17 protein-coding genes are annotated in these 20646 nt (G+C 42.0%); 14 read left to right on the forward strand and 3 right to left on the reverse strand.

Annotation, left to right across the window (positions count from 1 at the left end):
* Positions 1-676: 676 nt before the first annotated feature.
* The 9 genes from AAEY98_RS02430 (at position 677) to sugE (ending at position 10186) form a co-directional block, all read left to right on the forward strand.
* On the forward strand, positions 677-919 hold the full coding sequence (locus AAEY98_RS02430; RefSeq protein ID WP_101085616.1) for an OadG family transporter subunit: 243 nt from the start codon (positions 677-679) through the stop codon (positions 917-919).
* 13 nt (positions 920-932) lie between these two features.
* Positions 933-2711, forward strand: coding sequence for a sodium-extruding oxaloacetate decarboxylase subunit alpha (gene oadA, locus AAEY98_RS02435; RefSeq protein ID WP_101085614.1), 1779 nt, complete (start codon positions 933-935; stop codon positions 2709-2711).
* Positions 2712-2720: 9 nt separating this feature from the next.
* Positions 2721-3851: a sodium ion-translocating decarboxylase subunit beta gene (locus AAEY98_RS02440; RefSeq protein ID WP_101085612.1), complete on the forward strand. Its 1131-nt coding sequence runs from the start codon at positions 2721-2723 to the stop codon at positions 3849-3851.
* 393 nt (positions 3852-4244) lie between these two features.
* Entirely contained in the window at positions 4245-5630 is a 1386-nt protein-coding gene (locus AAEY98_RS02445) for a CmpA/NrtA family ABC transporter substrate-binding protein (RefSeq protein ID WP_101085610.1), read from the forward strand.
* Positions 5631-5702: 72 nt separating this feature from the next.
* A complete protein-coding gene (locus AAEY98_RS02450; protein WP_197708419.1) occupies positions 5703-6635 on the forward strand; it encodes an ABC transporter permease in 933 nt (310 codons plus the stop codon).
* Positions 6636-6645: 10 nt separating this feature from the next.
* On the forward strand, positions 6646-7518 hold the full coding sequence (locus AAEY98_RS02455; protein WP_192114462.1) for an ABC transporter ATP-binding protein: 873 nt from the start codon (positions 6646-6648) through the stop codon (positions 7516-7518).
* 179 nt (positions 7519-7697) lie between these two features.
* A complete protein-coding gene (locus AAEY98_RS02460) occupies positions 7698-8861 on the forward strand; it encodes an alginate export family protein (RefSeq protein ID WP_162024291.1) in 1164 nt (387 codons plus the stop codon).
* A gap of 376 nt (positions 8862-9237) precedes the next feature.
* Positions 9238-9720, forward strand: a complete 483-nt coding sequence (locus AAEY98_RS02465) for a DUF3465 domain-containing protein (protein WP_351014796.1) — start codon at positions 9238-9240, stop codon at positions 9718-9720.
* Positions 9721-9865: 145 nt separating this feature from the next.
* Positions 9866-10186 carry a quaternary ammonium compound efflux SMR transporter SugE gene (gene sugE, locus AAEY98_RS02470; RefSeq protein WP_101085602.1) on the forward strand — a complete coding sequence of 107 codons (321 nt, stop codon included), beginning with the start codon at positions 9866-9868 and terminating at the stop codon, positions 10184-10186.
* 213 nt (positions 10187-10399) lie between these two features.
* On the opposite strand, the gene AAEY98_RS02475 is transcribed toward sugE, so the two are convergent.
* Entirely contained in the window at positions 10400-11647 is a 1248-nt protein-coding gene (locus AAEY98_RS02475) for a dicarboxylate/amino acid:cation symporter (protein ID WP_351001016.1), read from the reverse strand.
* Between the two features lie 577 nt (positions 11648-12224).
* Between AAEY98_RS02475 and AAEY98_RS02480 the strand changes: the two genes are divergently transcribed.
* The 5 genes from AAEY98_RS02480 to AAEY98_RS02500 all read left to right on the forward strand — a co-directional run bounded on the left by AAEY98_RS02480 (position 12225) and on the right by AAEY98_RS02500 (position 18767).
* Positions 12225-12653: a YqaA family protein gene (locus tag AAEY98_RS02480; RefSeq protein WP_351014798.1), complete on the forward strand. Its 429-nt coding sequence runs from the start codon at positions 12225-12227 to the stop codon at positions 12651-12653.
* Between the two features lie 65 nt (positions 12654-12718).
* A complete protein-coding gene (locus tag AAEY98_RS02485) occupies positions 12719-15562 on the forward strand; it encodes a M16 family metallopeptidase (RefSeq protein ID WP_192114753.1) in 2844 nt (947 codons plus the stop codon).
* Positions 15563-15889: 327 nt separating this feature from the next.
* Positions 15890-17527 (forward strand): glutamate--cysteine ligase, encoded by a 1638-nt coding sequence (gshA, locus tag AAEY98_RS02490; protein ID WP_409085809.1) that lies wholly within the window; start codon positions 15890-15892, stop codon positions 17525-17527.
* Positions 17528-17529: 2 nt separating this feature from the next.
* The gene (locus AAEY98_RS02495; protein WP_162022563.1) at positions 17530-17964 is read left to right on the forward strand and encodes a hypothetical protein; all 435 of its coding nucleotides are present in this window, start codon (positions 17530-17532) and stop codon (positions 17962-17964) included.
* A gap of 185 nt (positions 17965-18149) precedes the next feature.
* Complete coding sequence (locus AAEY98_RS02500) at positions 18150-18767, forward strand: transglycosylase SLT domain-containing protein (protein WP_192114465.1); 618 nt, start codon at positions 18150-18152, stop codon at positions 18765-18767.
* A 281-nt stretch (positions 18768-19048) separates the two neighbouring features.
* On the opposite strand, the gene purK is transcribed toward AAEY98_RS02500, so the two are convergent.
* Together purK and purE are read right to left on the reverse strand one after the other, a co-directional pair.
* A complete protein-coding gene (gene purK, locus AAEY98_RS02505) occupies positions 19049-20134 on the reverse strand; it encodes a 5-(carboxyamino)imidazole ribonucleotide synthase (RefSeq protein ID WP_351014800.1) in 1086 nt (361 codons plus the stop codon).
* On the reverse strand, positions 20134-20625 hold the full coding sequence (gene purE, locus AAEY98_RS02510; protein WP_101085588.1) for a 5-(carboxyamino)imidazole ribonucleotide mutase: 492 nt from the start codon (positions 20623-20625) through the stop codon (positions 20134-20136). Before purE ends, purK begins: the two co-directional genes overlap by 1 nt.
* Positions 20626-20646: the final 21 nt, after the last annotated feature.

Consider the following 20646-nt stretch of genomic DNA (forward strand, 5'->3'; position numbering starts at 1 on the left):
CGCGTGTAGCTCAGCTGGATAGAGTACCTGGCTACGAACCAGGCGGTCGGAGGTTCGACTCCTCCCACGCGCACCATAATAAAAAGGCCCTGCATCAATGCAGGGCTTTTTTTTTGGTTAATTTTCATTGTCTTTCTCATCTTACTGCAACCGCTTTATCTCATAAAATTTGATTTTCACATCTTTATTCACTTATTACTCATGTCATGTTTAATCATCTATTTCATCAATTTGTTAAACCAATAAAGTGTGAGTGATTTTTATCATTGAATTATGAATTTGTTAATTTCAAAGTGAATATAGTGATTTTATTGGTGATTCATCAGATTATTATCATTTTTTTGTATTTTATTGATTTTGTTTAATTGGCTCTCTCAATTTTGGTAAGACCAATTTACAAAAAGATAGCATTGTTGGTGTAAATTGTTTATATTTTGTGACAGGATTTTAGGTTTACAAACTCAGTTTGCGGTTTTTACCATGAAATACACCTTCATTGAATAAGCGTTGAGTTTGAATATTTATGCTTCTTGAGTAGTCAAGTTATGTCTGTAGTAGTTAAGGATGTTGTTGTCTTGGTGCACGTTTTGTGACATTGCACCGTGATAGCACATTGAGGGACGGTACAGAATAGTCAACGTATTGGTTTGATGTTTAACAGATAAAGTGAGGACACATGACATCGATATCTGAGCAGTTATCCGATGCGCTAGGCATTATGGTAATGGGCATGGGTTTAGTATTTATTTTTTTGAGTATCTTAATCATCGGTATTGGCATTGTTGCCAAGCTTTTTCCGGCCCCAGTAGAGGTTCCTACGCTAGCAACGGTAAGTGCTAATGTGCCTAAACATACCGTCTTAGACCCTAAGCTGGTTGCCGCTATTACCTCTGCGATACATCAATACCGCGCGAAATAAATTTGGAGTCATTATGAGCAAGCCATTAGCATTAACCGATGTCGTCCTGCGTGACGCACATCAATCATTATTGGCAACACGTTTACGTATTGACGATATGTTACCTATAGCACCGTTATTAGATAAAGTAGGCTTCTGGTCACTTGAGTCTTGGGGCGGCGCAACTTTTGATTCATGCATTCGTTATTTAGGCGAAGATCCATGGGATCGTATTCGCGAATTGAAAAAATCCATGCCTAATACCCCGCAACAAATGTTGCTTCGAGGCCAAAATTTATTAGGTTATCGACATTATGCCGATGATGTCGTTACGCGTTTTGTAGAAAGAGCTCATACCAATGGCGTTGATGTATTTCGTATCTTCGACGCAATGAATGATGTCCGTAATCTTGAAACCGCGGTTAAAGCGGTTAAAAACGTGGGCGGCCATGCCCAAGGCACCATTTCATTTACCACTAGCCCTGTTCACAACATTGATACTTGGGTTGATATGGCTAAACGCCTAGAAGACATGGGCGCAGATTCTTTATGTATTAAAGATATGGCGGGTTTACTTAAGCCAATGCAAGCTTATGACCTCATTAGCCGCTTAAAATCACAAACGGACTTAATGGTGTCGATGCATTGTCATGCTACAACGGGCCTAAGCAGCGCTACATATCAAAAAGCGATTGAAGCGGGCGTTGATGTGCTTGATACCGCAATATCTTCAATGAGCCAAACCTACGGCCACAGCGCTACCGAAACGTTAGTGGCAATGGTTGAAGATACCGACAGGGCAACCGGTTACGATATGGTGTTGCTAGAAGAGATAGCAGCCTATTTTCGTGAAGTGCGTAAAAAATACGTCCGTTTTGAAGGTGCACTAAAAGGCATTGATTCACGTATTTTACGTGCTCAAGTACCTGGCGGCATGCTAACCAATATGGAAAATCAATTAAAAGAGCAGGGCGCAGCAGACAAAATGGATGCCGTGCTTGAAGAGATCCCGCGGGTACGTGAAGATCTTGGTTTCTTACCTCTCGTTACCCCAACATCGCAAATTGTTGGCTCACAGTCGGTGATCAATGTGCTGATGGGTGAGCGTTACAAGTCGATGACCAAAGAGACCGAAGGTGTACTAAAAGGCGAATATGGTGCGACGCCAGCGCCAGTTAATGCAGAACTACAAGCCAGAGTGCTAAAAGGCGAACAGCCAATTACGTGTCGCCCAGCCGATTTAATTGCACCAGAATTAGATAAGTTACGTGTCGAGCTTGCCGAAGCCGCCAAAGAGCAGGGCTTTAGTTTAGCTGCAGAATCAGATGACGATGTAATGACTTATGCGTTGTTCAATCAAATTGGTCTTAAGTTTCTTAAAAATCGCGGCAATCCGGATGCGTTTGAACCTGTCCCAAGTGCAGATGATTTACAAGTGAAAGCCGATAAAGGCCCACAAACCTATACCGTCGATGTCGATGGTCAACATTTTGTGGTCGAAGTGAGTGAAGGTGGTGAGATTGGTCACATCGCGCCAGCATCAGCTGCACCTATTACGGCAGCGTCTGCAACGGTCGCCTCAGCGCCTACGGGTGAGATTAAGTGCACCATGGCCGCGCCGTTATCGGGAAATATTTTCAAAGTGTTAGTCAGTAATGGTCAAGCGGTTAAAACCGGTGAAGTGATCATTATCCTGGAGGCGATGAAAATGGAAACCGAAATTCGTGCTCAACAAGATGGTGTTGTAACTCAGTTAGCGGTTAAGCAGGGTGACAGTGTAACTGTAGGTTCAACATTGTTGTCATTAGCATAAGAGGTCGAAATGGAAGGATTATTGGCTTTTTGGGCTGAAACGGGTGTCGCTAACTTTACTGGTGGCCAACTGCTAATGATGGCTGTTGGTTGTTTATTGTTATTTCTAGCGATAATTAAAGGATTTGAACCGTTATTGTTATTACCTATCGGATTTGGCGCCATATTAGCCAACATTCCTAATGCAGGTTTTACCGATGAAGGTGGCTTACTGTATTACGCTTACCATGTCGGGATTGAGACTGGGGTATTCCCATTGCTCATCTTCATGGGGGTGGGTGCATTAACTGATTTTGGTGCGCTAATTGCTAACCCTAAAACACTATTGTTAGGGGCAGCGGCGCAATTTGGGATTTTTGCCACTTTACTTGGTGCTATTGCCTTAAATTGGGTACCTGGGTTTGAGTTTAGTATGCAAGATGCTGCAGCTATTGCCATTATTGGTGGAGCAGATGGTCCAACGGCAATTTTCTTAGCGTCTAAACTAGCGCCTGAATTGTTAGGTGCTATTGCTGTTGCTGCATACTCATACATGGCGTTAGTGCCATTAATTCAGCCGCCGATCATGAAACTGCTAACCACTAAAGCCGAACGTGAAATTAAAATGGAACAATTGCGTGAAGTCAGTAAGAAAGAGAAGATTATCTTTCCACTGATGGTGCTAGGGTTAACCATTTTATTTTTACCTGCAGCAACCCCATTAATTGGCATGTTCTGTTTGGGCAATTTAATGCGCGAATCGGGCGTAGTGGATCGTTTATCGAAAACGGCGCAAAACGAGTTAATCAACATAGTGACTATCTTTTTAGGTCTTGCTGTTGGGTCTAAGCTATCAGCAGATCAATTTCTGCGTATCGAAACGCTAGGTATTTTAATCCTTGGCGCGGTTGCGTTTAGTATTGGTACTGCTTCTGGGGTATTGATGGCTAAATTAATGAGTAAGCTCTCTGGCGGAAAAATTAACCCACTTATCGGTGCAGCAGGCGTTTCTGCTGTGCCAATGGCTGCACGAGTAGTGAATAAGGTAGGTTTAGAGGCTAACAACCAAAACTTCTTACTCATGCATGCTATGGGACCTAACGTAGCAGGTGTGCTAGGCAGTGCTGTTGCTGCAGGTGTTTTGCTGGCAGTACTAGGCTAAAACTTACCAGATGATTCAAAAGCCAATGCCTTTGCGTTGGCTTTTTTGTTTTTATCTACTGGTACAAAATTACTTATACCTCTTTTGATGCATATTGGTGCACTTAAACTGTTTTATTGCACTGTAGTAGCATTACGTTATTTAATTGTTAAAATTAAAGTTATTCAAAATCAACCTGTTAATGTTTTGGCATGAAAAATGGATAGCAAAGGTTGTATATTTGATGAGCCATATCCAGTCTTTTTAGACAGTACAGGTTATCAATTTTACAACTAACTGACTGATAAATAATATTTAATAAATTCAATTTTAGCAAAGGCGCTATCGAGATATTCCTAAATGGATATCCGAAGCGCCTTTTTTTATTGTCAATTTTCATCACGGGGAAATAATATGAACTGGAAAATATCGTTAACTCAGCAGATTAAGTCTTTATTGCTGGGGGTCAGTATTGGGGCAAGTTTGTGTATCAACACTGTAAGTGCCGAAGTGGGCTTTCCTGAAAAAGAAGAGCTCAGGTTTGGTTTTATCAAATTAACTGATATGGCACCTATTGCGGTTGCTTATGAAAAAGGTTATTTCGAAGAAGAAGGTTTATACGTCACGATTGAAGCGCAGGCAAATTGGAAAGTGTTACTCGATGGTGTGATTGATGGTCGATTAGATGGGGCCCACATGTTAGCGGGTCAACCTATTGCTGCAACAATTGGTTACGGTACTAAAGCGCACATTATTACCCCATTTTCGATGGATTTAAATGGTAACGCAATTACGGTATCAAACGACGTTTGGGCCAAAATGAAGCCGCACATTGCTAAACAGGCAGACGGTTTTCCCGTTCATCCCATTAAAGCTGATGCACTAAAGCCCGTAGTAGAAGAATTTAAAGCGGCTGGTAAGCCATTTAATATGGGTATGGTGTTTCCGGTTTCTACACATAACTATGAATTGCGTTACTGGTTAGCCGCTGGTGGGATTCATCCTGGGTTTTACGCACCTCATAAAGGAGATACATCAGGGCAGATTGATGCACAAGCTTTGCTGTCGGTAACTCCGCCCCCACAAATGCCCTCGACACTGGAAGCGGGCACAATTAATGGCTATTGCGTTGGTGAGCCCTGGAATCAGCAAGCTGTGTTTAAAGGCATTGGTGTACCTGTGGTGACCGATTATGAAATTTGGAAAGATAATCCTGAAAAAGTGTTTGGTATTACAGCCGAGTTTGCCGAAAAATATCCAAATACCACTATACGCCTTACTCGTGCGTTGATCCGCGCCGCTAAATGGTTAGACGACAATAACAATGCTAACCGCCCAGAAGCGGTAAAAATACTGTCTCAATCTAATTATGTTGGTGCTGACTATGAGGTGATTGCTAATAGTATGACGGGTACGTTCGAATATGAAAAAGGCGATAAGCGCGCGGTTCCAGACTTCAATGTATTTTTTAGGCATCACGCAACTTATCCATATTACTCAGATGCGATTTGGTATTTAACTCAAATGCGCCGTTGGGGCCAAATTGAACAAGATAAATCTGACGATTGGTATAAAGACATCGCCGCAAAAGTCTATCGTCCAGATATTTATGCTAAAGCCGCGCAATCACTCATCGACGATAAGCTCATCCCCGCAGCTGACTTTCCAGATTTCAGTAAAGAAACCGGTTTCAAAGCACCGCAAACTCACTTTATTGATAACTTAGTTTATGACGGCAGCAAGCCTAATGCTTACATTAATTCATTTGTAATTGGATTAAAGCAAGGCGACAAGCTGTAACAACCCGTTAAGGAGTCTTGGATGAACAGTCTTTATTCTATTGCACAAAATCGCTTAATTGAACGAGGCAACATGGCAGTTGTTATGCTGAAAATAGCCGAGTTAAGTAGGGCGATACTATTACCGTTTATCGGCATTGCGATATTTTTAGCTCTGTGGGCGGTGACAGCTAATAGTATTGAAACCTCTCTGGGTAAGTTTCCGGGACCGGTTGCTGTCGTGTCGCAATTTGACAATTTGTATCAGGAGCATATAACTGAGCGCGAAAAGGCCGAGGCTTTTTATCAACGTCAAGAAACACGAAATGAGGCGCGTGTTGCTAACGATCCAAGTTATGTCGCCAAAGTACGTGCTTACACAGGTAAAGAAACTTTTTGGGATCAAATTGTCACTAGTCTAATTACCGTCATGAGTGGTTTTATTTTAGCGGCCATTATTGCTATTCCATTGGGGATTTGGATGGGGTTAAGCCGCAGTTTGCAGGCAGCAATTAACCCCATTATTCAAATTTTTAAACCCGTATCGCCACTCGCTTGGTTGCCTTTAGTTACCATGGTGGTCAGTGCGCTGTATGTCTCGCCGGATCCGCTAGTGTCTAAATCATTTATTAACTCCATGCTCACGGTCACCTTGTGCAGTGTTTGGCCAATGATTATCAACACTACAATCGGCGTGACGAGTATCGACAGCGACCTCATCAATGTCAGCAAAGTATTGCGGTTATCGGCAATAACCCATGTGCAAAAAATCGTCTTACCAGCATCTATCCCAATGATTTTTACCGGTATGCGCTTATCCCTAGGGGTCGCGTGGATGGTATTGATTGCCGCGGAAATGCTTGCGCAAAATCCGGGGCTTGGAAAATTTGTTTGGGATGAATTTCAAAATGGTAGTTCTGATTCATTAGCGCGAATTATGGCCGCGGTGGTTGTGATTGGCTTTATTGGCTTTTTATTAGACCGAGGCATTCTGGCCTTACAGCATTGGGTATCTTGGGATCAATGAGGGTAACAACATGAGCACATTTTTAGAGATTAGCGGCGTTGATATGGTTTTTCCCACGCCTACAGGATCTTTTACAGCGCTTAAAGACGTGAATTTGAAGATAAATAAAGGCGAGTTTATCTCTTTGATTGGTCACTCTGGTTGTGGCAAATCGACCGTACTGAATATTGTTGCAGGTTTATACCAAGCCAGCTCTGGTGGGGTCATTTTAAAAAGTACTGAAGTTAAAGCGCCAGGACCTGAACGGGCGGTGGTATTTCAAAATCATTCGTTACTCCCTTGGTTAAGTGCCTATCAAAACGTTGAGCTTGCTGTAAAACAAGTGTTTGCTGGCAAGATGAGCAAAACAGAAATGAAACAGTGGATTGAACATAACCTGCAATTAGTGCAGATGGATCATGCTATGCATAAACGTCCAGGAGAGATTTCTGGTGGAATGAAACAACGAGTCGGTATTGCAAGGGCGCTTGCTATGCAACCGGAAGTGTTGCTGATGGATGAGCCATTTGGAGCATTAGATGCGTTAACACGAGCACACATGCAGGACTCGTTAATGGAGATCCAAAGTCAGTTAAATAATACCGTGATTATGATTACCCACGATGTAGACGAAGCGGTGTTGTTGTCTGACAAAATTGTCATGATGACCAATGGTCCAGAAGCCACAGTGGGTGAAATTTTAACAGTCGACCTTCAAAGGCCAAGAAACCGCCTAGCGTTAGCTCAAGATACTGAGTACAACCGACTGCGTTCTGAGGTACTTAAATTCCTGTATGAAAAACAACGCAAGATAGAATCACTGTCAGCAACAAAACAAGTATTTAAAATGCAAGATAAATCACAGACACCAATTAATGAAGCCGTTAAAGTAAGCAACAGTTAGTTTGCTAGTCGCACTGTTACGCTTTACAGCGTGTTGATAACTTAACTTAAAATAACTATTTGGGATGTAAGATGAATAAAAAACTGCTTGCGAGTCAAGTTGCGGATAAGGCTTGCCTAAATTCTGCCTTTACAAAAAAATGTGCCTTATCAGTACTTAGTTGTTCACTATTACTGGCTATGGGAAATGCTTCTGCAGCGGATGTTAAAGTCACATCAATCGCTGATGCAGTGACTCAGGGAACAGCAAATGTAGATTTGAATTTGCGTTATGAATCTGTCGATCAAGACAATGCGTTAAAAGATGCTGATGCATTGACACTTCGGACTCGTTTAACCTTTGCGACCGCTGAATATTACGGCTTAACAGCTTTAGTTGAGTTTGAGGATTCACGCAGCTTAGCAGGGGTTAATGATTATAATGACGCGATTGGCAACAATGCTGATTACTCTGTGATTGCAGACCCTGAAACAACTGAATTAGACCAGGCTTTCTTACAATACAAGCGTAATGGTTTTACTGCTAAAGCTGGGCGTCAAGTTATTGCTATCGATAACCAACGTTTTATCGGCCATGTTGGCTGGCGTCAAGATCGCCAAACATTCGATGCCGTTACTATGCAATATGCAATGAATGACTTTAGCGTTGACTATGGCTATATCTACAAGCGCAACCGTATTTTTGCAGAAATAAAAGACATAGATTCAAAAGATCACATCATCAATGCATCATATAATTTAGGCTTGGGTAAGCTAAGTGCTTACGGCTATCTGCTTGAGGAAGATACCAACCTTGATAACGGCGTTGACACCTATGGCGTGCGCTTTGCTGGTGCTAAAGATATCGACAAAATCAAACTACTTTATACGGTAGAATACGCCACACAAGATGCCGATACCGCAACTACATCTTATTCTGCTGATTATTTATTGGGCGAAGTTGGCGTAGGTTTTAGCGGGCTGACCGTCAAGTTAGGATACGAGCTGCTTGGGTCTGATAATGGTGAATATGGTTTTGCAACACCGCTTGCCACTTTACACGCATTTAATGGTTGGTCTGATCAATTTTTAGGGACGCCAGCCCAAGGGCTAGCCGATACCTATGTGTCTATTGGTGGTAGTATTGTTGGTGGTAATTGGGCGTTGGTTTACCATGATTTTGAAGCTGACGAATCTAGCGCTACGGTAAACGATTTAGGCGACGAAATTGACGCCGTATTCAGTTTACCAATTGATAAAAATTATACCGTAGGTGTTAAATACGCCGCTTATTCAGCAGGCGATGCTGGAGCCGGTAAAGTTGATACTGATAAAGTGTGGCTTTGGGCAAACGCTAAGTTCTAATTTGGCAAGCTAGTGAAAAAAGCGAGTATCAATTGATACTCGCTTTAATCTTTTTTTACATTGCGTTTTTGTGTCCAGTTTTGAAATCTATTTACCCCCCTAAGCTCAACCAAGTCAGTTAACTATTCCTGCTACTATCTTATGTAGAGCCTAAAATTGCTGCTAATCCGTGGTCTCTAACGGTGCTAAATTAGACTGGCTTAGATAAAATTCACTGCCTGCATAATCAATTTATAATCTAAAGAACTTTAGTCATAATGCATGCTCACCATCATCACCATCATCACTATCATCACTATCTTGTGTTCCTTTTGGGTTGTTATCGTATAATATCTGTTTAACTATCTTGTTAATTAGGCTAAGGAAAGCACAGCACATGAAAAAATGGTTCGCGTTACTCGTTATAATTTTTTCGTCATATCAATGGTTCGTTTTACCGCAATATAGTGTGGCTGAATCATTCACCGATACATCAACCACCGCACTCAAATCTAACTCCACAGTGCAATATTCTGTAGCCCAAAATAACAATGCACTCATCCAACAAGCATTTGAGCACCAGCAGGAAAATGTTCAGGTACAAGGTCTGGGAACCGTGGTTAAACTGCTACCAGATGACAATAAAGGCGCTAGACATCAAAGATTAATTGTTAAGATATCTTCTTCGATCACCGTATTAATTGCACATAATATTGATTTGGCGCCACGGATTGATGCGATATCGGTCGGTGATGAGATACAATTTTACGGTGTGTATGAATGGAATAACAAAGGCGGCGTAGTGCATTGGACTCATGACGATCCTAATGGCCGCCACCTTAATGGTTGGTTGATGCATCAGGGTAAAACGTACCAATAGTAGATCGCAACCTACTCAGTGAATGCCCTAATCACAAGATATTGGCTTAGGTTGTTTTTGTGATACCGATATCTGTTTATGTGACGTGAGGACGACCTTACCTCTCTATTTCATCCGGGGACGGCCCCGTAACACAGAGGTGTGTATGTCTTGGTTTATTTTGGTGGTAGCGGGATTATTTGAAATTGTATGGGCGATAGGACTTAAATATAGCGAAGGTTTTACTCGTTTATGGCCAAGCGTCGGTACTATTGTCGCCATGTTGATTAGTGTTGGGCTACTGGGCATTGCGATGAAATCGTTGCCCGTTGGAACGGCTTATGCTATTTGGGTTGGAGTGGGAATGGTAGGGACTGCAATACTAGGAATGGTATTGTTTAATGAGTCAGTCACATTGATTCGATTAGTGAGTCTACTGTTAATTGTTATTGGCATTATCGGATTGAAACTGTCGGGTTCAACGTAGATCGTTTCTGATGTAGACGACTGTTGACCTAGATTTTTGGATGTGGAGCACTTTTCCAATTTAAGTCATTCCAGCGTTAGCTCAATAGCCTTCACTCATTTATGGGCGTTTATCTTTTTTGACGATTGACACTAAAAAGCCAGCACTAAAAAGTGCTGGCTTGTTTAAAAATGATCAAGGTATTTTAGGTCAAACCATACAATGAAAATATTGTTAAGCGGCTTGCTCAACCGGTTTTTCATCTGAGTAAAATTGCTCTACGTCCAATTGGCCTTCCGATTTTCCAATCACAACCGCAGTCATCATATCGCCAGTCACGTTAGTTGCCGTGCGGATCATATCAATAATACGGTCAATGGCTGCGATAAAGGCAATACCTTCCAGTGGTAAGCCTATCACGCCCAAAGTCACGGTTAACATCACCATCGCACTACCAGGAACTCCTGCTGTGCCGACAGACGCTACCGTTGCCGTTACCGCAATCAACATGTAGTCCGTCATATCAAGCGGAATACCGTAAATTTGCGCAATAAAAATGGCCGCAATAGCAGGATAAATACCACCACAACCGTCCATGTTCATGGTTGCGCCGAGTGGCAGTACAAAAGCACTGTAACGTTTGGACACGCCCATCGCTTCGGTACTGCGTGTGCTGGCAGGTAAAGTACCAAAGCTTGATGCGGTACTAAAGGCCACAATTTGAGCCGGCATGGCTTTACGGAAAAATTGCAGTGGGCTTAAACCCGCAGCAAATTTAACTAAACCACCATACACAAAGATAATATGAATTAACGCGGCAATATAAATCGCAATAATAAACTTACCTAATGGTAATAATGTACTTAAGCCGTACTCACCAACAACCCAGGCCATTAAACCAAATACACCAATTGGTGTTAATTTTAATACCATACGCGTTAATTGAAACATCACTTCAGCACCGGCTTCAATGACATTTTTTAACGGCGTTGCTTTCTCGCCTACAGCATTAATGGCAATGCCAATTAACGCTGCAAAAACAATGATTTGAAGCACATTACCGTCGGCTAGCGAGGCAAATGGATTCACTGGGATCATATTGAGCAAAACTTGAGCAAAGCCTGGGATATCACGTTCGCGGACTTCCGATGTGGCTAAGGCTAGGTTACCGCCCATGTCGATAAGGCTGCCGACAGTTAAACCAATAAATGAAGCAATGGTGCCGGTAAACATAAACATGGCTAAGGTTTTAAAGCTTAAACGCTTTAAATTACCTTGCGAGCCCAGAGAGGTAATGCTCACCACAATGGCACAAAATACCAAAGGAGCAACCAGCATTTTAATGGCACTGATAAACAGATCGCCAAGAGGCTTTAACATCACGGCTGACTCGCCTAATCCGACGCCTGTGAGGGTTCCTAAAACAAAACCTGCAATGACTTTCTGCCAAAAAGGGATGCGTTTGAGCGTTTGCAATATCATGAAAGTTCCAAATTATGTCATTGTGACGTCGCTAAATATGATTAGGCAACATCGTTGTACGTGACCCATTAGTTCACTAATGAGTGATTAATTACTAAAAGCTAAACCCTACAATGGCGATGTGACGCTGTATTACTGTCTAGTTTTTTAGGACTATGCGAAGTATTTACGCTAAATAATGTCCTAATAAACCCGTTGAGGTTAATAAACATTAATCGCATTGTATGAAGTGAGCGAATGACAAACAACGTTATTTTATTATAACTTATATGAATAACTAAATTTGTTATTATAACTTTAAGTTTTTTCACTATTCATTAACGTATTCGCGCTGTTGTTGCTCAATTTTTGTATATTGAGTGGGGTAACCTTGCATGTTTACGTCACAATGAACGGTATCGTGATTGTGTATCTGCATAGTGTTTAAAGCACTCTTGAGATACTGGTGAGTTAATTTAAGATTTATCGCGTTCAATATATTCATATTATGCTGTGCAGATATTCATTGTGAAGGTACGATAAAAATAAAATGAATAGTCATTGGAATGAATATGCTAGTGCACAATAAGATTTATCGATGACGAGTTTATGGTTAATGTTCAGCGGCGCCTTTTTCGCTGCAACGCTTTTGCCTGGCGGCTCAGAAGTGTTACTGGTGGCATTACTTAATCAAACGCCATCTTTATGGTTCGAATTATTAATACTGGCCACTATTGGTAATACGCTTGGTGCGATAACCAGTTATGGTCTTGGTCGAGCAGGGCGGTTAGCCAAGAATCCACAAGATATTCAACGTCGTCAATACCGCTATGCACTCGCATGGATAGAAAAATATGGTATGTGGGCCCTATTATTATCTTGGTTACCGATAATCGGTGATTTGCTATGTTTACTGGCTGGATGGTTAAAAATACCTATCTTGCCCGCCTCATTATTTATGTTTATGGGTAAATTATTACGTTATAGCATCATTGTATTACTGATGACGTATACGTTTGAGTATTGATACCGCGTTACTTCTGCAACGATGGTTTTTTTGTTTTAAGGAAGGAGTCGATTTTGAAACTAAATTTGAATAAATGGATATTAGCAGCGGCCATCAGTGCAGCGTTAAGTGGCTGCGCATATGATGGGTACCAGTCGTCGAGTTTGCCCCAAGGCGTTACCTTAATTGAAAACGCCACGCCGATAGAAAATCAAGTTAGCATTCCTTATAAAAAATATCAGTTAGCCAACGGTTTAACCGTGATTTTACATCAAGATAAGTCAGATCCATTAGCTCATGTCGATGTGACCTATCATGTCGGTTCAGCCCGTGAATTAGCCGGTCGCAGTGGCTTTGCACATTTATTTGAACACATGATGTTCCAAGGGTCACAACACGTTGGTGATGAACAGCATTTTAAAGTGGTTACTGAAGCGGGCGGAACATTAAACGGCACTACCAATACCGACAGAACCAATTATTTTGAAACAGTGCCAAGTAATCAACTAGAGAAAATGCTCTGGTTAGAGTCTGACCGTATGGGCTTTTTACTGCCCGCCCTCACGAGTGAAAAATTCGAAGTGCAACGTGAAACCGTCAAAAATGAACGTGCACAACGGATTGATAATCGTCCTTATGGCCGTTTAAATGAACGTTTTAACCAAGCATTTTATCCAGCGGGTCATCCATATTCTTGGCCTGTTATTGGTTGGCCAGATGATTTAGATCGCGCCACAGTTGCTGATGTGAAACATTTTTTTCAACGTTGGTATGGGCCTAACAATGCGACCTTAACCATTGGTGGCGACTTTGATGAGATGCAAACGCTGGCTTGGGTAAATAAATACTTTGGTGAAATTCCAGCCGGGCCTACGGTTAAGCCTGAAGCTAAAACCATGGTGACATTGGATAAAACCCGTTATATATCGATGGAAGACAAAGTACATTTGCCATTAATATACATGGGATTCCCCACTGTTTACGCGCAACATAAAGACGAAGCTGCACTCGATTTGCTCGCTAATATTCTCGGTGGCGGTAAAACGTCACTTATCTATAAAAATTTGGTCAAAGATGGTTATGCGGTCCAAGCTGCGGTGAGTCATCCATGCCAAGAGCTTACTTGTCAGTTATCTCTTTACGCTGTCGCGAACCCAAGTAAAGGTGGCAGTCTTGCTGATCTTGAAACTAAAATAAATCAAACTATCAGTGAGTTTGAACAACGTGGCGTAACCGACGATGACTTGCAAAAAGTCAAAGTACAGTTCGAAGCCAACACTATTTTTGGCATGCAAAGTGTCGCCGGAAAAGTCTCTACACTTGCCGCTAATCAAACCTTTTTTGGTAAGCCAGACATGGTGGCAGCTGATTTAGCCCGTTATGCTAATGTCACCAAAGCCGATGTAATGCGGGTATTTAATACCTACATTAAAAATAAGCCAATGGTGGTGATGAGTATTGTGCCAGAAGGACAAACACAATTAATCGCCCACGCGGATAATTTTGAACCGACTACTTTGCCTATCGCGCAAGAAGCGGTAACCGGATTATCTGATATCACTTTCGCTAAATCTTCATTTGATCGCAATAAAATACCGCCATCAGCCGCGGCCCCGATACTGACAGTGCCGCAATTATGGGACAGCAAGCTGGTAAATGGCATTAAAGTGATGGGCACTGAAAGTGACGAAACACCAACGGTTGAATTGCTTATTTATTTGGATGGCGGCCATCGTTTAACGCCCAATAATAAGGCGGGTCTTGCTGAGTTAACCGCATCTATGCTTAATGAGTCGAGTGCGCAACGCAGCAGCGAAGATTTAGCTGGGGCGCTTGATATGCTGGGCTCGTCGATTAGTTTTGGCGCCAGCGATTCACAAAGCTACCTTAAAGTGTCGAGTTTAACGGCAAACCTAGATGCCACGCTTGCTATCGTTAAAGAGCGTTTATTCAGTCCCGGTTTTGTTGCTGCAGACTTTGAACGAGTCAAACAACAGCAGTTGCAAGGTTTGCAACATCAAATGTCCGATGCTAACTATCTAGCCCGTAGTGGTTTTGCTGCCTTGTTATATGGCAACAATAGTCCATTAGGGATCAGCAGTAATGGTACGATTAAATCAATATCGGCATTAACGCTAGATGACGTAAAGCAATTTTACCAACAGCAATACCGTGCAGGTAATGCTCAAATGGTTGTGGTATCAGACTTAAATCAACAACAAATAATGCCTAAGTTGTCGATATTTAATGAATGGCAAGGTGAGGCGACTCAGGTTGCAGCACTGCCTGCATTACCAACACACCTTAAAAACACCATTTATTTGATTGATAAACCTGGTGCAGCACAGTCGGTGATTAATATCGGCCAAGTGTCGTTACCGTATGATGCAACAGGCGATTACTTTAAAGCTTATTTGATGAACTACCCATTAGGAGATGCGTTTAATAGCCGTATTAATCTTAATCTGCGTGAAGATAAAGGTTACACCTATGGTGCGCGTACTCAGTTTGGTGGCGCAGAAGATACCGGTCAGTTTATGGCGTATGCTAGCGTAAGAAGCGATGTAACAGGATTAGCATTAGCTGAGTTTATTAACGAAATTAATGCATACCAAGCGTCGGGTATGACCGACGAAGAAAGTGCCTTTATGCGCAGTTCGATTGCGCAAAGCCAGGCATTAGAATACGAAACCCCGTATCAAAAAGCCGGTTTTCTAAGAATGATCCAACGTTATCAGCTCGATAAAAACTTTACGGCTAAGCAAGACAAAATTGTGAAAAACATTTCGACAGATGAATTAAACAAACTTGCCAGTAAGTTATTAAATATCAATGATATGGCAATGTTGGTGGTGGGTGATAAAACCACCGTTGTACCTCAATTAAAAGCCCTTGGGTATCAGATTGAAATGATGACACTTGCCGACTAGTTGAACACTTGTTACTACAAGGGTTAACACTAGCCTTGAAATAAGCTAGTGTTAACCTCATATACATGAGATGTATACTTAGCTCAGTCTATTATAAATATAGGTTGAGCTAAATTATGTGCTTTAATCGTAATACCATACGGTGTTGGTTATTTTGGCAAATAAAAGATAATGTTTAAGGCTCTATCAACGGTGACAATTTGTGTTGCCGTTTTTTAATTTAACACCCATAAACACGCTAATTATACTGAGTTACATTTTTTTTCGCGTTTTCAGTAATAATCTCGTTTATTATCAGGTCTAGCTGTTTACTCGCAATGCGAATCCATAAAAGAGAGTAGTAAATTGAAGTCTTTCAATGAAAAAGTCGAACACTTAAGCGACACTCAAGGCCGTGAGGCTTTATTGGGCATGTTACGTGGTATTGAACGTGAAGCATTGCGTATTGATGAAAACGGCCATTTAGCACAAGACGGACACCCAGAAGCGCTCGGTTCTGCTCTGACCCATTCGCGCATTACCACTGATTACAGCGAAGCCTTATTAGAATTTATTACGCCAGTCTGTCACAGTATTGATGATTTGCTCGAGGGGTTAACGCAAACCCACGCTTACAGTGTGCGTAACCTTAACGGCCAAAAATTGTGGCCTGTCAGCATGCCATGTTACGTAGGTGAAGTCAGTGATATTCCTGTCGCACGATATGGCAGCTCCAATAACGGTAAAATGAAAACCTTATATCGTAAAGGGTTAACCCATCGTTATGGTGCATTAATGCAGATCATTTCTGGGGTTCATTTTAACTTTTCGGTGTCGCAAGATTTATGGCAACGTTTGTATGATGACAAGATGACCAACGGTGCCGCTTGTTGCAGTAAAAATATCAGCTTTGAAGACTTTATCTCAGAATCTTATTTTGGACTGATCCGTAACTACCGTCGTTTAGTGTGGGTGTTACCGTATTTATTTGGTTCAACGCCAGCATTATGCAGTTCATTTATAAAAGATCAAGACGTTGATTTCGAATTTAAAAAAACCGGTAAAGGGACCTTATACCTTCCTTATGCAACCTCATTGCGCATGAGTGATCTAGGCTATACCAATAAAGAACAAGACACGCTTAATATTAGCTATAACTCATTGCCTGACTACCTTGAGGGCGTCGGCGCAGCAATTAAAATGCCATCGAAAAAGTTTGAAGAAATTGGTATCAATGTGGACGGTGAATACCGCCAACTCAATAGTAATATTTTGCAAATTGAAAATGAATTTTACGCGCCAATCCGTGCAAAACGTGTCACCCAAAAAGGCGAGAAACCTTCACAAGCTTTAGCACGTGCAGGTGTTGAGTATATTGAAGTACGTGCCTTAGACGTTAATCCATTTAGCCCTGTTGGGATAGATGCAACTCAAGTACGTTTCCTAGACCTATTTTTATTGTACTGCTTATTATCGCCATCTGAAGATACCGATGCCGTCGGCGACGCAGAGATTGCCGCTAACTTGAAAGCCGTAGTATTAGAAGGCCGTAAACCTGGGCTTGAATTACAACGTAACGGTAAGACCATTAGCTTAACGCAATGGATGCACGAGTTATTTGGACAATTAAACACAATCGCGAAGCTACTCGACGGTGATGATAGCCATGCTTACCAAACAGCCTTAAGCACTTGGTCTGAAGCTATCGATGATCCAGATAAAACCTTATCAGGGCGAGTGATCAACGAAGTCGTGGTTAAAGGCACCGACCATAGCGTGTGGGTTAAACAACTGGCAAATGATTATCATGAATTTTTAAGCCATTACCCATTAAGTGATGAAGTCGAGCAAAGCTATGAAAACGAGGCTAAAAAATCTTTGCTTGAGCAGCACAGTTTAGAGGCTCAACCACAAGATAATTTTGCGACTTTCCTCGCTCACTATTTTAGTGATCTTGTTCCTGCAGGCACTTTCGAGGCGAAGTAATCATGCAAGCTTATTCATCTTGGCGAGCACTGCTTGTAGCGGTAGCGGCATTAGCTTTACATGGCTGTGCTTCATCGCCAGATGAAATGGTAGAGTGCGGTACTGTATCGAGTTATTTAGCGCCCGATAACAGTGCCAACTTATACCGTGTCGTGGTCACTCACTTGGATGGCGTTGCCGTTATTTCAAGGCCCAATTACCTATTATCGCCAGGCGAGCATGCATTTACAGTGGCAGAGCTGATTAACTCACCAGAATTAAAAGTGTCATTATCGGCCCGTAAAGTGAAAGTATTGACTGTTAATGTTGAGCTCGATCAGCGCTATCATATTGCCGCTCAATTCAATACCGATAAAATCTATATTGGTCAAAATCAGGACTACTGGCAGCCAATCATTTGGCAAACAGAATCTCATCAATGTGAAATGAAACGATAATACCCACTCCATTCATTATGTGCTCAATCAGAGTCACTCAGTCTTTTCAGTTTGAGGCGCATTGTTGAAATAATGGGTGTTCCCTTATAAAACAATGCAACAAAAATGTAACGATAATTGCATTGGTTTTTAATTGATGTAAAACTGAGCCCAGAATCAATATCTTAGGTACTGGTAGAGGTGTTATGAAGTTTTTTTTAGGTGTCGTTAGCGCAATTGTATTACTGTCATTAGCAGGTTGTGCCACCTCGCCTCCGAAAGAGCCTGATAATCTGTGTGCTATTTTTAAAGAACACCGTTCTTGGTATGAAGCCGCAGTAGATACCCGTGAAAAATGGGGCGTTCCAGTACATGTCCCTTTAGCGATGATGTACCAAGAAAGTTCATTCAAACATAATGCCGCACCACCAATGGAATACTTTTTAGGTTTTATCCCCACCGGACGAGCCAGCGATGCCTATGGCTACGCACAAGCTAAAACCATGACGTGGGACGATTACGTTCGCGAAACCGGTAACAATTGGTCTAGCCGTAGTGATTTTGATGATGCGATGGACTTTATGGGCTGGTTTATTTACAAAACCCATAAAATTAATGGCGTATCAAAGTGGGATGCTAAAAACCAATACTTAAATTATCACGAAGGCTGGGGCGGTTATAAGCGTGGTAGTTATAAAGCCAAAAAATGGTTAACGCCAGTAGCCAATAAAGTCGACACCCGTTCAAAACGCTACGCTGCGCAATACACTCAATGCAAAGATGATTTAGATTCGTCTTGGTTATGGCGAGTATTCTTTGATTAAGCTTAAGTATAAGTCGCTTTGTGCAGCGGCTTACTGACCACTGCGAACACATTTGACGTGGTTAGCGATTTTTAAGCGAAAGCCCTAGCTATTCAATGACAAGAAAGTATTCAATCATAAAAAATCATTCAATTACAAAAAATAAATCACAAAAAAATCAATAACAAAAAAGGAGCCTAGGCTCCTTTTTTCGTGTGTCTTTAGGTAACGTCCGAATAAACAGATTTGATGACTTGTTTAATTGATTTTACAAACTAATTTAATCAGCCTGTTTAACCCAGCTATTGGGCAAACTCTGCCAAAATCCAATCTAATGGTGCTTGATATTGCTGTGGCATCCACGCTTTTAGTTGGCTAATACTGTCATCTAACATCGTTTTATTATGCACTGACAGGTTCAAGTGACCCACTTTGCGACCAACACGAACGTCTTTGTTGTACCAAAACAGTTCAGCATTTGGCAGGCTTAACCAACGGTCGTCTTTATCAACACCAATTAGGTTAACCATCACACATTGAAAGTTCACTTGTGGTTGATGCAAAGGTAAATTGCATAAGGCACGTAAGTGCAATTCAAACTGGTTAATGTGGCAACCTGCTTGAGTCCAATGGCCAGAATTATGCACCCGTGGCGCTAACTCATTTACCATTAAGTGTTCACCAACACGGAAACATTCCATTGCCATCACACCCACGTATTCAAGGCCATGCATGACCTTGCTTAACATGTCTTCAGCTTCTGCTTGCAAAGGTGCTAAGCGGCTTAATGGCGCGATAGAGGCCATTAAAATACCGTCTTGATGCAAGTTAAGTGCTAGTGGGTAAAATAAGCAGCGGCCATCTTGTGTGCGCACGCCGACTAACGACACTTCTTCATCAAAGTTAATCGCTTGTTCTGCAATGGCTTCGTTGCGCCAATCGGCAGGGATGGTTGTTGCTTCAGCCTGTTTAAGCCAGTGTTGACCTTTACCGTCATAACCACCGGTGCGACGTTTTAACAATACCCGTTCACCATAAGCCTTATGTAACGCTTCAGTGCTGGTATTGTCATCAACTAATTGCCATGGTGATGTGGCGACCGCTAATTCATCGAGTAGACTTTTTTGGCTAAAACGATCTGCTAAACGGCCAAACACAGGACCATTAATAAAATGTGGGTGTTGGCTGAGTTGTAAACTTAACTGCGACTCAGGCCATTGTTCACGTTCAGCGGTAATGATGTCGTCAGCTTCTAGCGGTAATTGTGCATCGGATGGCGTCATAATATCGACTGGGCGCACATTAATGCCTAACGGCTGACCAGCATGACTGAGCATGGCACCTAATTGACCGTCACCCAATACCCAAAGATTTTTTGGCAACGTCATTAGTCTTCTCTCGGATCGGGATTATCAAGGATCGAGCGAGTTTGCTCATCACGAAATGCTTCTAAACGCTCAGCCAAAGCGGCATCGCTAATCGCCAAAATTTGGCTGGCTAATAAACCTGCGTTAAACGCGCCGGCAGTACCAATGGCCAAGGTGCCAACAGCAATCCCTTTAGGCATTTGTACAATAGACAATAGACTGTCCATACCAGATAGCGCCTTGCTTTGTACTGGGACACCCAACACTGGTAAACGCGTTTTAGAGGCGATCATGCCTGGTAAATGGGCTGCTCCGCCTGCGCCACCAATAATGACTTTATAGCCTTTATCTGCAGCAGAACTTGCAAATTCCATTAGCTTGTCTGGTGTTCTGTGAGCTGAAACAACTTCAACATGATAAGGCACTTGTAACTTATCCATAATTTCAGCGGCGGCTTCCATTGTAGGCCAATCACTTTTCGAACCCATTACAACAGCAACTAGGGCTTGCATGTTAACTCCTTAACGTACTTA

The organism is Shewanella sp. AC91-MNA-CIBAN-0169 (assembly GCF_040310165.1).
Taxonomy (GTDB): domain Bacteria; phylum Pseudomonadota; class Gammaproteobacteria; order Enterobacterales; family Shewanellaceae; genus Shewanella.